Origin of the sequence: Martinezella tropici (assembly GCF_008370325.1) — a bacterium.
Taxonomy (GTDB): Bacteria; Pseudomonadota; Alphaproteobacteria; order Rhizobiales; family Rhizobiaceae; genus Rhizobium; species Rhizobium tropici_B.
This window is the reverse complement of the sequence record NZ_VNIP01000003.1, coordinates 570,756-584,575: the sequence shown is the minus strand read 5'-3', so window position 1 is coordinate 584,575 and position 13,820 is coordinate 570,756. Positions and strand designations below refer to the sequence as shown.

13 protein-coding genes are annotated in these 13,820 nt (G+C 60.3%); 6 read left to right on the top strand and 7 right to left on the bottom strand.

All coding sequences use genetic code 11. The features are described 5' to 3' along the window. Nucleotides 1-19: 19 nt before the first annotated feature. The 4 genes from FP026_RS05550 to FP026_RS05535 all read left to right on the top strand — a co-directional run bounded on the left by FP026_RS05550 (nt 20) and on the right by FP026_RS05535 (nt 4,282). Entirely contained in the window at nt 20-1,774 is a 1,755-nt protein-coding gene (locus tag FP026_RS05550; protein ID WP_149633613.1) for an alkaline phosphatase, read from the top strand. A gap of 74 nt (nt 1,775-1,848) precedes the next feature. Next, nucleotides 1,849-2,313 (top strand): hypothetical protein, encoded by a 465-nt coding sequence (locus FP026_RS05545; protein WP_149633612.1) that lies wholly within the window; start codon nt 1,849-1,851, stop codon nt 2,311-2,313. Between the two features lie 5 nt (nt 2,314-2,318). Beyond that, complete coding sequence (locus tag FP026_RS05540; protein ID WP_149633611.1) at nt 2,319-3,005, top strand: ABC transporter ATP-binding protein; 687 nt, start codon at nt 2,319-2,321, stop codon at nt 3,003-3,005. Continuing rightward, nucleotides 3,002-4,282: an ABC transporter permease gene (locus FP026_RS05535; RefSeq protein ID WP_149633610.1), complete on the top strand. Its 1,281-nt coding sequence runs from the start codon at nt 3,002-3,004 to the stop codon at nt 4,280-4,282. The genes FP026_RS05540 and FP026_RS05535 overlap by 4 nt, the downstream gene beginning before the upstream one ends. A gap of 72 nt (nt 4,283-4,354) precedes the next feature. Here FP026_RS05535 and FP026_RS05530 read toward each other — a convergent pair whose 3' ends face one another. Beyond that, nucleotides 4,355-4,912, bottom strand: a complete 558-nt coding sequence (locus FP026_RS05530) for a winged helix DNA-binding protein (protein ID WP_149633609.1) — start codon at nt 4,910-4,912, stop codon at nt 4,355-4,357. A 126-nt stretch (nt 4,913-5,038) separates the two neighbouring features. Between FP026_RS05530 and FP026_RS05525 the strand changes: the two genes are divergently transcribed. Further along, nucleotides 5,039-6,142: an LLM class flavin-dependent oxidoreductase gene (locus tag FP026_RS05525; RefSeq protein ID WP_246665247.1), complete on the top strand. Its 1,104-nt coding sequence runs from the start codon at nt 5,039-5,041 to the stop codon at nt 6,140-6,142. 73 nt (nt 6,143-6,215) lie between these two features. On the opposite strand, the gene FP026_RS05520 is transcribed toward FP026_RS05525, so the two are convergent. The 6 genes from FP026_RS05520 to FP026_RS05495 form a co-directional block, all read right to left on the bottom strand. After that, on the bottom strand, nt 6,216-7,283 hold the full coding sequence (locus tag FP026_RS05520) for an ABC transporter ATP-binding protein (protein WP_149633607.1): 1,068 nt from the start codon (nt 7,281-7,283) through the stop codon (nt 6,216-6,218). A gap of 30 nt (nt 7,284-7,313) precedes the next feature. After that, nucleotides 7,314-8,168, bottom strand: a complete 855-nt coding sequence (locus FP026_RS05515; protein ID WP_149633606.1) for a carbohydrate ABC transporter permease — start codon at nt 8,166-8,168, stop codon at nt 7,314-7,316. Further along, on the bottom strand, nt 8,158-9,063 hold the full coding sequence (locus FP026_RS05510; protein ID WP_432444095.1) for a carbohydrate ABC transporter permease: 906 nt from the start codon (nt 9,061-9,063) through the stop codon (nt 8,158-8,160). Before FP026_RS05510 ends, FP026_RS05515 begins: the two co-directional genes overlap by 11 nt. A 97-nt stretch (nt 9,064-9,160) precedes the next feature. After that, entirely contained in the window at nt 9,161-10,375 is a 1,215-nt protein-coding gene (locus FP026_RS05505; protein ID WP_149633605.1) for an ABC transporter substrate-binding protein, read from the bottom strand. A gap of 87 nt (nt 10,376-10,462) precedes the next feature. After that, entirely contained in the window at nt 10,463-11,248 is a 786-nt protein-coding gene (locus tag FP026_RS05500; protein ID WP_149633604.1) for a DUF4037 domain-containing protein, read from the bottom strand. Nucleotides 11,249-11,276: 28 nt separating this feature from the next. Continuing rightward, nucleotides 11,277-12,596, bottom strand: a complete 1,320-nt coding sequence (locus FP026_RS05495) for an alpha-L-fucosidase (protein WP_149633603.1) — start codon at nt 12,594-12,596, stop codon at nt 11,277-11,279. A 203-nt stretch (nt 12,597-12,799) separates the two neighbouring features. Between FP026_RS05495 and FP026_RS05490 the strand changes: the two genes are divergently transcribed. Next, nucleotides 12,800-13,807, top strand: coding sequence for a LacI family DNA-binding transcriptional regulator (locus FP026_RS05490; protein WP_149633602.1), 1,008 nt, complete (start codon nt 12,800-12,802; stop codon nt 13,805-13,807). Nucleotides 13,808-13,820: the final 13 nt, after the last annotated feature.

Here is a 13,820-nt window from a genome sequence, read left to right as displayed (position 1 = left end):
CACGACGCAGGGGGTATAAATGCGTAAACTCGTTCTCTCCATGATGGCCGCGACCGTATTATCCGGTGCGGCTCACGCAGCGACGGTCTATCCGTTGGACCGGGCGACGGTACTCGCTGGCTCGCCATTCGATTTCAAGGTGGAATTCAGCAAGGTCGTCAAGCCGGAAGACGTCAAGGTCACGGTCAACGGCGAAAGCTATGAGGCCATCTTCGGCAAGGCCGCCGATTTTGTCGCGGAAGAAAAGGGCGCCGAGGACAAGGTTCTCGGATCGGCCCTGATCCTGCGCGGCGTCAAGCTTGCAAAGACCGGCCAATACAAGGTCGAAGTATCGGCCGGCGACGAGAAGAAGTCCGTCAACTGGGATGTCTATGGCACCTCGGCCACGCCGAAGGCCAAGAACATTATCTTCCTGCTTGGCGACGGTCTCTCCGTCGCGCATCGCACCGGCGCCCGCATCATGTCCAAGGGCATGACGGAAGGCAAAGCCAACGGCCGCCTCGCCATGGATGACGTTCCGCCAGTCGCTTTCATCGGCACGTCCTCGACGTCGGCGATCGCAACCGACAGCGCCAACACGATGTCGGCCTATATGACCGGTCACAAGTCCGCCGTGAACGCGCTCGGCGTCTATGCCGATCGCACGCCGGCGAGCCTCGACGATCCCAAGGTCGAAACGATCGGCGAGGCTCTGCGCCGCACCGGTAAGAAGTCGCTCGGCATCGTCACCACGGCCGAGGTCGAAGACGCGACGCCGGCAGCGCTCGTTTCCCATACGCGCAAGCGCGGCGACAAGGCCGACATCGTCGGCATGATGTATGGCGTCAAGCCGGATGTCCTGCTCGGCGGTGGCTCGGCCTATTTCCTGGCAAAGAGCGTGCCGGGGTCCAAGCGCAAGGACGACAAGGACTATATCGCGCTCTTCAAGGATGCCGGCTACGCCGTTGCCACCGACAAGAACGAACTGGCGACGGCCGCCGGCTCCAACCAGGACAAACTGCTGGGCCTCTTCCACACCGGCAATCTCGACGTCACGCTCGACCGCCAATTCCTGAAAAAGGGCACGGTCGACAAGTTCCCGAACCAACCCGGCCTGGTCGACATGACCAAGGTTGCGCTCGACAAGCTTTCCAAGAACCCGGAAGGCTTCTTCCTGATGGTCGAGGGCGCATCCATCGACAAGATGAGCCATCCGCTGGACTGGGATCGCGCTCTGGTCGAAACGATCGAGTTCGACAAGGCCGTTGCCGTCGCCCGCGAATTCCAGGCCAAGAACCCGGATACGCTGATCGTCGTCACCGGCGACCATACGCATGGCGTTTCGATCATCGGTACGGTCGACGACGACAAGCCGGGTACGGAAATGCGCGAGAAGGTCGGAACCTATGCGGCGGCCGGCTTCCCGAACTATGAAGACAAGGATGGCGACGGCTATCCGGACCGCGTCGACGTTTCGCGCCGCCTGTTCATGGCCGCCAACAACGGCCCGGACCACTACGAGACCTTCCGTCCGAAGCTCGACGGTCCTTTCGTTCCGGCGATCCAGAACGAGAAGAAGGAATATGTTGCCAACGAAGCCTATAAGGACGTGCCCGGTGCCGTCTTCGTGCAGGGCAATCTCCCGAAGGACGAGGATAGCGGCGTTCACGCCGTCGACGATGTCGTGCTGCAGGCGGCTGGCCCGGGTGCCGAAGGCTTCCATGGCTATATGGAACAGAGCGATGTCTATCATGTGCTGGTCGACGCCTTCGCGCTTGGCTCTGAAAAGATGTAACGTCTATTCATGCCTCTGAACCGGGACAGGCGGCTTTTCGGCCGCCCGTCCCTCCATTTTTCATGAGGGTTCTCATGCCTCGGGACCAGACCATTGTCATCAACCGCCGGGCGTTGCTCGCTGCCGCCGCCATGCTGCCGATGATGGGCGTTGCCACGCGGGCGAACGCTGCGGAAAAGCTTGGCTTCGGCGAGCTCTACAAGAGCTTCGGTCCGCTCGGTCTCGAATTTTCCGACAGGGTGAAGCAGTTGAGCGGCGAGGATGTCGCCATCAACGGTTTCATGGCGCCGCCATTGAAGGCGGAGGCCGCCTTCTTCGTCCTTACTGAAATTCCGATGTCGCTTTGCCCGTTCTGCTCTTCCGATGCCGATTGGCCCGACAATATCGTGGTGGTCTATCTCTCGTCCAAGCAGACATTCGTGCAATACAACGCGCCGATCATGGCGCGGGGCGTACTGGAATTCGGCTCGTGGACGGATCCGGAAACGGGTTTCATCAGCCAACTGCGTCTCCGGGACGCGTCATTCAGGACCGTTTGATTCCCATGCTTGCCCTCGATGTTTCCAGTCTTGAAATGCAGTTTCCGGGCTTGGCCGAGCCGGTACTCGCCGTTGAGCGTTTCCACCTGCCGGCGGGCGGCAGGCTTGCGATCACCGGTGCCTCCGGTTCCGGCAAAAGCACCTTTGTCAACGCCATTACCGGCCTGGAGAAGGTCACGCGCGGCAGCGTGTCCTGGAGCGGCACAGAGATCACGCGCCTTTCCGCCGGCAGGCGCGATGCGTTTCGCGCGCATAATATCGGCCTTGTCATGCAGGACTTCCATCTGTTTCCCGGCCTGTCCGCCTTCGACAATGTTGTGCTTCCGGTCAAGCTGGCGCGGCGTCTCACGTCTGCGGAGGGGGAACGCGCGCTGAAGCTCCTGTCTGCAACAGGCATTGCCCGTCCGCAGCAGAAGATCGAAACCTTGTCGCGCGGCGAGATGCAGCGCGTTGCAGTTGCCCGTGCGCTGTTGTCGCGTCCCGGCGTCGTCGTCGCGGACGAGCCGACCGCGAGCCTCGACCGGCAGGCGGGCAAGGAGGTTGCGGAGCTTCTGCTGCAGCTTTCGGCTGAAGAGGGGACGACGCTTGTCGTCGTCACGCATGATGCCATGCTTGCCGAGCGTCTCGGTCGTCGCATCAACCTCATAAGCGGGCGCATCGAGGAAGACAGCCAAGAGGTTGCCGCGCAATGATCGCTTTCATTCTCGCCGACCTCAGGCGCTTCTGGAGCGGGGCGTTGGCCGTCGTGGTGCTGATTGCCCTGTCGGTCGCCTTGAGCGTGACCGTGACGCTGCAGGAGCGGGCCGTCCGGCTCGGCAGCGCGCGTGCCGCGGAGAAATTCGATTTGTTGGTCGGCGCGGCCGGCAGCGAGACGCAGCTGGCGCTGTCGGCCGTCTTCCTGCAGCCGGCACCGTTGCCGCTGATGGAGGGCGCCGTTCTTTCCCGCCTTGCCAATGATCCACGTGTCGAACTGGCGGCGCCCGTCGGTTTCGGCGATTCTGCCTATGGACATCCGATCGTCGGCACGACGACTGCTTTGATCTCCTCCCTTTCGCCATCGCTTGCGCAGGGCGCGATGTTCTCGCGCCTCGGCGAGGCGGTGGTCGGCTTCGATGTTGCCTTGTCGACCGGCGCGGAGATCAAGCCGATGCATGGCACGGCCGAGACCGGCGGCGAAACCCACACGGCCATTGCCTACAAGGTCACCGGCCGTATGGCGCCGACGGGCACGGCCTGGGACCGCGCAATTCTCGTGCCGATCCGAGCCGTCTGGCAATTGCACGACATGCATGGCGAGGACGACCATCACGACCATGATGGTGAGGAAGCGGATGCGCATGGTGCGGAGCCGCGTGAGCGCGCCGAAGGCCATGAACACGCGCATGGCCATGTCGATGCCGATGCGCCGCTTGATGAGCATTTCGACGCTCAGACGCCCGGTGTTCCGGCCGTTCTCGTCAAACCGAAGACCATTGCCGATGCCTACCGTCTCAGGCAGGAATATCGCACCGGCACGACGCTCGGCGTCTTCCCGGCGGAGGTGCTGACGAGGCTCTATGCAACGCTTGGCGATGCCCGCAGTCTGCTTCTGGCGATCGCGCTCGGCACGCAGGCAATCGTGATCGCCGCGATCGTGCTGGTCACCATCATGCATGTCGGTTCGCGGCGCCGGCAGATCGGCGCCTTGCGGGCGCTCGGCACGCCCGTCCGCTCGATCGTTGCGCTTGTCTGGGGCGAGCTCTTCATCCTCTTTGCTGCCGGCATCGCACTTGGTATTGCGCTCGGCTATATCGCGGCATTGGTGATCTCCGCCAGGTTAGCGGCGTCGACTGCGGTGCGTCTGCCCGTCGGTTTTTCCTTCGACGATCTATGGCTTGTCGGCGGCTTTGCAGCCGTTGCGGCGATCATATCGATCGTGCCCGCATTCAGTGCCTTGCGCTCCAGCCCGGCGGCGGCGCTGCGCGCCTGACCTGGGCTTGGCCAAAATATTCCGGATGGACCCGGCCTGATATCGTCCGCAACGCGGGACGTAAGCCGAAACCTAGTCTTCTGAAAAGCGACGATGTGTCGCCGCGCTTCTGGCCACGTGCTCGTAAATACCAGTCATCAGGTCCAATGTGCTGGACGCTTCCTCCAAACGGCGCCCCATGTTCGGAACGCCTTGTACGGCTTTCACCAGAAGGGCCGAGCGCACCGCGGCGTATTCGTCTGTGATATCTCGGCCCTTTTGGGTCACCGAATATGTGACTCCCGAACGGCCGCTGCCCTTTCTTTCCACCAGTCCCGCTCCGACCAGCTTTCTCAAGCTGTATTGCATGTTCGGGATGTCTTCCCGATTGGACAGGCGGGCAAGATCCTTGATGGATTTGGGTCTGTCATGCATGCGAATTATGTGGAGCATGGCGTTCTCGGGGCCGCTCGCTGCCAATCCGATGACCGAAGCCAGGCATTCGGTTTGCCAGCGACCGAACGCTTCGAACGCGCGCATAAGGGCGAATTCCAATTCGGTCAGGTCCACTTGTAGCGGCGTTTGCGCCAGGTGCCAGCTTCGATCTAAGCCACGCGGATGACTTTTCTGGTCTTCGGTTTCGGTGCTCATATGCTTCCTTTGCGGGATGTTGCTGTGACGCCAAGATAGTGAGCGTTGACAAATTTGAAGTTTCAAATAGAGTTTCTATTGTAAATTATATCAAAAAATAAAGGGAACGAAATGTCGGAGAACTCCATGTTCGCCGCAGGGCAATTTTTGCTTGGCACTTTCGCCAGCAATTGCTCCAGCGGCATGAGCGTCACCAAGGTCCCGGAACGCTGGGTCAATTCCTGGGACAACAATCTGAAACTGGCGCGGCAGCTCGATGAAGCGGGCATTGATTTCATGTTGCCGATCGCCCGGTGGATCGGCTACGGCGGTGACACCAATTTCCACGGTAATGTGCTGGAAACGATGACGTGGGCAGCGGGTTTGCTTGCCAGCACGAACAAGATCAATGTCTTTGCCACCATTCACACGGCTGCGAACCATCCGGTCGTCATTGCCAAGCAAATGGCGACGATCGATCAGATCAGTAAAGGCCGGATCGGCCTCAACATAGTGGCCGGTTGGAACCAGCCGGAATATGAGGCGCTGGGGCTTGATCTACCCGCCAATCATGAAAGCCGCTATGCCTATGCAGAGGAATGGTTTGATGTCGTCAAAAGCCTATGGGAGCGAGATCAGTCCTTCGACTATGACGGACAGTTCTTTCATCTTAAAAATGTCCTTGGTGATCCCCGCCCTCGGTATCATGCCCCTATCCTCAATGCTGCTGGTTCCGGCCAAGGCCGCGCCTTCGCCGTGCGGAATGCCGATTTTCTGTTTACGCCAGCCATAGATTTGGACCGTTCGACGACTGAAATTGCTGAATTGAAACAGCAAGGCAAAGCCGCCGGTCGCAATTTGGGCGTCCTTACCTTCGCCCATGTCGTCTGCCGACCGACAGAAGCGGAGGCACGAGACTATCTCCGGTATTTCGGAAAAGACAATGCGGACTGGGAGGCTGTTGACAATCTGGTGCGCCTGCAATTCGCGCACGCACAGTCCTTCCCCCATGACTTGCTGGCCTTGATCCGGGATCGGATGGCTGCCGGACATGGCGGTTTCCCGCTCGTCGGGACGCCAGAGCAGGTCGCTGAGGGTATTCTTGCCCTTTACAAGGCTGGCTTTAGCGGAACGACTATTTCATTTGTCGATTATAATGCCGAGTTCCCGTATTTCCGTGACCGGGTTCTTCCTTTGCTGGAGCAGGCCGGCATTCGCAAGCCGGTTTCAACGCCGTATACGACGGCTTGAATTCGTCGAGGATCGAGGATCTAAGGGGAGGAGGCTGCCACAGCAGCCTTCCGCTTCAAGCGGAGAAGCATTCTCAATGCAGGCGCTGGCCATTCGATGGATCGAACAGATGTGCCTTTGCCGGATCGATCCTCAGCTGGATCGGCTGGCCGGGAGACACCGACGGACGGTCCCTGACGGCTGCGACGATCGATTCCGCGCCGGCCCGCAATTGCAGATGCGTGTCCGAGCCCGTCGGCTCGATGATGATCACCTTGGCCTGCACGCCGTCCGCATCAACGGCGATATGTTCCGGCCGGATACCGAGCTGGACGGATCGGCCGAGATGGCGGCGGGCGCTTTCCGGCAGCGGCCAATGCAGATTTTCCGCGGCCTGCAATTCCATGGCTCCGCCCCGTTCGACGACGAGGCCGTCGATGAAGTTCATCGATGGCGATCCGATAAAGCCGGCGACGAAGCTGTTGACCGGCGCGTCGTAGATTTCAAGCGGTGAGCCGATCTGCTCGATGTGGCCGCCGCGCATGACGACGATGCGGTCAGCCATGGTCATGGCTTCCATCTGGTCATGCGTCACATAGACCATGGTGGTTCCGAGGCGCTGGTGGAGCGTCTTGATCTCGGTACGCATCTGCACGCGCAGTTTCGCATCGAGATTGGAGAGCGGCTCGTCGAAGAGGAAGACCGCGGGGTTGCGGACGATGGCGCGGCCCATCGCTACGCGCTGGCGCTGCCCGCCCGACAATTGCCGAGGGTAGCGATCAAGCAGCGCGGCGAGGTCGAGGATCGCCGCGGCATCCTTCACCTTCTGCTCGATCTCTTGGCGGCTGCGCCGAGCGAGCTTCAGCGAAAAGGCCATGTTGTCGCGCACTGTCATATGCGGATAAAGCGCATAGGACTGGAACACCATGGCGATGTCGCGTTCGTTCGGTTCGAGATCGTTGACGATGTGGTCGCCAATTTCGATCTCGCCATCGCTGATGCCTTCCAGGCCGGCGATCATGCGCAGCAATGTGGATTTGCCGCAGCCCGAAGGTCCGACAAGCACCACGAACTCGCCGTCCTGCGCGGCGACGGAGACGCCATGCAGCACTTCGAGCGCGCCGTAGCGTTTGATGGCGTTGCGAATGGTCAGTTTCGCCATGGATCTCTCCCAAAAGTGTCGGCCGGCGCCTCAGCGCCCGCCCATGCCCGCATTGAGGGCGATGCTGTTGTAGATGAGCTTCTGCAGGATGATCGCGAGGAAGATGCCTGGAAGCATGGAAAGGGTGGCACCCGCCATCAGGTAGTTCCACTGCGTGCCCTGTTGCGTCTGGAACATGGTGAGGCCGACGGGCAAAGTGGCATTGTCGGCACCGGTCATGACGATCAGCGGCCAGAGGAAGTTGTTCCACTGCCCGATGAAAGTGAAGAGCGACAAAAGTCCTATCGCCGGCATCGACAGCGGCACGATGATGCTGATGAGGATGCGCAGGCGCGACGCGCCGTCGATCCTTGCCGCCTCCTCGAGCTCCATGGGAATGGAGAGGAAGAACTGCCGCATCAGAAATGCACCGAAGGTGCCAAACGAGATCGGCAGGATCACGCCGGGGAAGGTGTTGACCAGACCCAGCTTGTTGACGATCAGAAACAGCGGAATGATAAGCATCAGCGGCGGCACCATCAGCGTGCCGATATAGCCGAGCAGCAGCGTTTCCCGCGCTCTGAATTTCAGCCGCGCAAAGGCATAGCCGGACAGGCAGGAGACGATGACGGTGATAACAGTCACGCAGATCGCGATGATGGCGCTGTTGAGGAAGAAGCGGCCGAAGGGCAGCCGGGTCCAGGCGGCGGCAAAATTACCCCATTCGAAGACCTCCGGCAGGATGCGCGGGGGTATCGCCGTCACTTCGGCATTCGAGCGCACCGCGTTCGAGACCATCCAGAAAAAGGGAAACAGGAAAGCGATCGCCACGAGCGTAAGAGCTGTGTGATTGACGATATCCAGCAGCAGCTTCCGGCCCGCTCTGGTTTCGGATTTAAGCGTCATAATGCACCCATTTGCGCTGGAACCAGAATTGCAGGGCGGTCAGCACCATGATCAGCGTGAACATCACCCAGGCGATAGCCGAGGCATAACCCATCTGGAAGTTCTGAAAGCCGCGTTGGTAGATGGCATAGCCGAGCGTGGCGGTCGACGATCCCGGTCCGCCCTTGGTCATGACGAAAATCTGGTCGAAGACCTGCAGCGACGTGATCGCCGTCATGACCGTGCCGAAAAACAATGTCGGCGAGATCAGCGGCAGGCGGATTTTCCAGAAGCGGTCCCAGGCCGTGGCGCCATCGATCCGCGCCGCTTCGAGATAGGTCGCCGGCACCATGTCGAGTGCGGCGTTGAAGAGAACCGTATTATAACCGATGCCGGCCCAGAGCGATGTGAGGACGACGGCCTGCATGGCGAGCGTGCGATCGTTGAGAACGCCCGACAAGGGCAGCGACAGTGAGGCCATCAGGCTGTCGAAAAGCCCACCGCTCGTAAAGATCAGCATCCAGACCATGGCAACCGCAATCAGCGGTGTGAATGTCGGAAGAAAGAAGATCACCCGGAACCAGCGCTGCCCGATCTTCAAGCTCGAAATCCAGGTCGCCAGCCCGAGCGAGATGGCGATATTGAGCACCAGATATTCGGCCGTGAAGAAGAGGGTGTTGCGCAAGACCGTCCAGAATTGCGGATCGGTCGTAAACAGGCGCACATAATTGGAAATGCCGACGAAACGCGGCGTGCCGAGCAATTGCCAATTGGTGAAGCTGAGCGCGATCGACGCAAGGATGGGCAGGACGAGAAACAGGACGATGCCGATCAGGCCCGGCAGCAGGAAGAACAAGGCCGTCCATCCCTCGCCTCTGAACCATTTGCGCGTGCGTGGAATTGGTCTTGCGATCATGTCGGTGTGCTTGCCCAGCATCATGGGCCTCTCCTTTCCGGCGATGGCGCTGCGGTCGAACCGTAAGCTCGGCCGCAGGCCGGCCAGCTGACCGAGGTTATGGAAGCTGGCTCTGAATGTCGGCAAGCACGCCCTCAGGTTTGGAGTCTCCCGTCAGCGCCAGCGGCACATATTGCATCACAAGATTCTCGAACTGGTTCCATTTCTCGTTGATGCGGAACGGTGTGGTATGGGCAAATATATATTGCAGCGTATCGCGGGTGCCGCTGACATTCTTGGCCGCGCCGTCATACCATGCGGTCTGCTGCGCAAGCCGGGCCGGTAGCGCGCGGCCTGCCGAACCGAGGATTTCGGCGGCCTTTGGACCGGACAGTACCTGCAGAGCTTTGAAGGCGGCATCCTTGTGCTGGCTGGCGGCGGAGATACCCCAGCCCGAGCCGGCGGTGATGAAGCGCGAAGAGCCTGTGCTGCGCGGCAGCGGTGCGATGCCGATCTTGAAATTGACATTGGCCTGGCCTGTAATCAGCGACCAGGGACCATCGATATACATGGCGACATTGCCCGAGGCGAAGCGGCCGCTTGCCGCCGAGGCATCGGCTGCCGAGGCAAAGACCGGCGAGAGTTTGTCCTTGGCGGTGAGATCTGCATATTTGCTGAAGGCATCGACAAAGCCGGCATTGGTGAGGTCGAATTCATTGTCGGCATTGAAATAATCCGCACCGAGCGCGACGGGGCCGGCGATGAAATCGAAGCCTTGGGTGCCGTAGCCGTAAGTTCCGTCCTTGGTCAGCGCCTTGGCGTCGGCCTTGAAATCGTCGAATGTCCAGTCCTTGGCAGGCTCCTTCAAGCCGGCGGCGGCGAACTTGTCGCGATTGTAGAAGATCATCCATGGGCCGACGTCGTAGGGCAGCGCATAGAGCTTGCCGTCAAAAGAGAGCCCGGACATGATCGATGTCTCGAAATCCCCTACCTTCACATCGCTATTCTTCACGTAATCGTCGAGGGGCACCAGGATCGAATAGAAATTCGGCATGCGCATCGACTGCATCGAAACAATGTCGGCGACCTGTCCCGAGGCCGCCAGAACCGGAAGGCGTGTCCAATAGTCAGTCCAGCCCGAAAGCTGCAGCTTGACCTTGATGTCGGGATATTGCTTGTTAACGAGATCGGCCAGCTGCTGCCAGAGTTGCGCATCGTTCGGTTCGCCCCACATCTGCCAGGTCAGGGTCACGGCGGCATTCTGCGCCTTAGCGCCGATGCCGGGTAGTGAACACGCCGCAAGGGCGGCGGCAAAGATCAGTGAACGTTTCATGATGGTTCCTCCTCCTGAATGACTTTGTTTGCAGTGACGTTCATCACTTGTCCGGACGCTCCCCTCCGGCTTGGTCTTGCGGCTCGTTCAAGCCGCGATCATGGCCTCCAGGTCGGCGATCAGGCTGATCAGCTCCGTTCGCTGGCGCCGCCAAGTGTCCGGATCCTGTCCCGGCTCCAGAATGGCGGTCATCCGCTGGAGGAAATCTGGCGGCAGCCGCTCGAGTTCGGCTGCCATGGGCAGGTTCCAGCCATCGCCCGGAAAATAGACCCGGTTGAAGGCAAAGACGGTCTGCAGGATGGCGTTGGCAAGCTTGCCGGTCAGCCCGACGAGAAAAACGAGATCGCGGCGAACGACCTTGCTCTCATAGTGATAATCCCTGGCCCAGTAGCGCAGAATATCCATGTACTGGCTGAGAACCGAGGTCCGCAGCGCTTCCGGATACTGCATCAGCTGCCGCTTCCAGCCGGCGAGCAGGCCCCGCGGATCGGCGATGATCTGCTGATTGGCAAGATCCGTCGGCAGGTGATAGCCCCAGATCGTCCATTCGAAGCTTTTGGGCACGATGATGCCGCCAAGCCAGGACTCCAGGTCGCGCTGCACGCCGGCGTACCGCCGCATCCAGATGCCGTCCATGCGGATGCCTTCGGCCTGCCAGCCTCGCAGCGCTGCATCGAAACGCCGCCACGCCGCAGTCTGCCGGACCTCTGGTCCGCGATAGGCGTCGGCATAAACCCTAAAGTCGAAATCCGATTGCGCATCCGACCACCCCTTGCCACGCGAGCCGGCCAAGGCGACGGCGCCGTCGCCGTCTTCCGCCAGATCGGCGATCAACGGGGTCATCGCGGTAATGAGTTCGGTTTCGCGGCTCACGACGGCACAGGGCGGCTGGACTCTCTCCTTAATCCTTGAGGGTCAGTTCGATGACCGGGGCCACGACGTCAGGCTTGAGCACCGGCAGTTCCAGGGTCAAAATGCCCTCTCCGACGGCGACGCCGACATTGGAGTCGACGTCTGCATCCGGGTCGAGCCAATGAAGCTCGCTGGCATCGTGCAGGAACTGGGCATATTTGACCTTGCGCCCCAGTCCTTCGATATGGATGTGGCGGAAGGGCCAGGTCTGTATATGCAGGTAGAGCCGAGTGCCCTTCTGGGTGAAGCGGCATCCGTTTGGCGCCTTGTAGGTCGAAGGTCCTGCGCCATAGATCGCACGGCCGTTCAGCCGCAGCCATTCGCCATAGGTGTCGAGCGCCTTGATGGCGCGGGCGTCGAAGGTGCCGCGGCCGGTCGGGCCGACATTCATCAGCAGATTGCCGCCGAGCGAGACCGTGTCGACCAGGATGTTGATGAGCTGGCCGGCATCCTTCCAGCTGGCCTCGTCGCGATAATAGCCCCATGAGCCGCTGAAGGTGTGGCAAGCTTCCCATCGCACCGGCAGGCCCGCAACTGTCGGAGCCACGCGCGGCGTATATTGCTCCGGCGTGACGAGTTCGGGCATGTGATCCGCATCGCGCGGCAGATCGAGGCGGTCGCCGACGATGATATCGGGCTGTAGCTGGCGCACCAGCTTCATGAGGTCGTCGCTTTCCCAATCGGCGCGGCCCTTGCCGGGCAAGCCCTTGTAGACGCGGTGAGGATAGCTGAAATCGAACCAGATGACGTCGATCTTGCCGAAGCTCGTCAAAAGCTCGGTCACCTGATCTCGCATGTACTTCGCGTAGCGCCTGACGTCGCGGCCCTCATTGAGCTTGGCGGCGTCGGGGTGATTGCGCTGCGGGTGATGTCCGTCGATCGGGAAATCCGGATGGTGCCAGTCGAGCAACGAATAATAGAAGCCGATCTTCAACCCCTCGGCGCGAAGCGCTTCGACATAAGGCCCGATCAGGTCCTTGCCATAGGGTGTGTTGGTGACCTTGTATTCGGTGACTTTGCTGTCCCACAGGCAGAAGCCTTCATGGTGCTTCGCGGTCAGAACGACATATTTCATGCCGGCCTCGCGAGCGCGGCGTGCCCATTCGCGGGCGTCGTAAAGGTCGGGGTCGAAATTGTCGAAATACTTCTGATAGGCCTCGGTGGTGAACTCCTCGCGGTTCTTCAGCCATTCGTGACGTGCGCCGAGGGCGTAAAGTCCGAAATGGATAAACATGCCGAAGCGGTCGTGTCCAAACCATGCCTTGCCGTCGGCCACATTCTGGCCGCCACTGATTGCTGCGTCGCTCACACTATCCTCCTAAGTGTTAAGACTTTATCGAACCGGTTCGATTTAATAATTGATCCTCATGCTCATTATGTCAAGCGCGCTGTTGAAATCTCTTTCCGCATATTGCTTCATGGCCGGCAAATGTTAGATTTATGACAGCGATTCATCGAAGGAAACCTCTGCGATCGAAAAGCTAAAAGCGATAGAAACGGTTCGAAAAATTCATGGCCACAATTCGTGACGTCGCCAAGCTCGCTGACGTATCCGTCTCGACGGTGTCGTTGGCGCTCAGCAATCCGGCGCGTGTCAGCCAGAAAACGCTGGAGAAAATTCGTCAGGCGATTGCCGCTGTCGGCTTCGTTGCCGACCCGCTTGCCCAAAGCCTGGCGCGCGGACGCAGCCGCATGATCGGTTTCGTCGTCGGCAATGTCGGCAACCCGTTTTTTGGGGATATCCGGCGCGAGCTGGAAAACTATGCGCTCGATCACCAGCACTTCGTCGTCGTCACCGATTCCTCCGGCAAGACGGATCGCGAAAGGGCGTTGGTCGAGCATCTGATCGGTCTCAAGACCGCCGGCTTGGCACTTGCGCCGTCAGGTTATGATCAGGATTATCTCGACTTCATTGCCGGCCTGAACGTGCCGATCGTCTGCTTCGACCAGAAGGTTGCCGGCATCGAGCGCGATTTCGTCGGTTCTGACAATTACCTTGCCGGTGCGATGCTGACCGAACATCTCCTGCAGCTCGGCCACAGGCGCATTGCCTTCATCACCGGCCCGAGCCACATGCATACGGCAACGGAGCGATATCGCGGCTTTGCCGATACCATGGCCAATGCCGGCGTCGAGGTGAACCCGAATTTCGTGGTTGACGGCCAGTTTACGCGCGCGGCTGGCTACGAGGCGGCCATGCGGCTACTGATCCAGCCCGAGCGCCCGACCGCGATTCTCGGCGCCAATAACGCCGTTGCGCTTTCGGCACTGCAGGCCATGCAGGAGCTGGGTTTCCGCTGTCCCGAAGATATCTCGCTCGCCATGATCGACAATGTGCAGTGGAGTTCGGTCATCACGCCGCGCATCACCATGGTGGTTCAGGACACGCTCGCGCTCGGCGGCATCATCGCAAGGCGCCTCATGCATCGCATCACCAATCCCCAGGGCGCCGTCGAGCCGCCGCAGGATTTCGTGCTCACGCCGAAGTTCGTTCCGGGCAATTCCTGCCGCAGGATTTAAAGCGTGGCGCGTA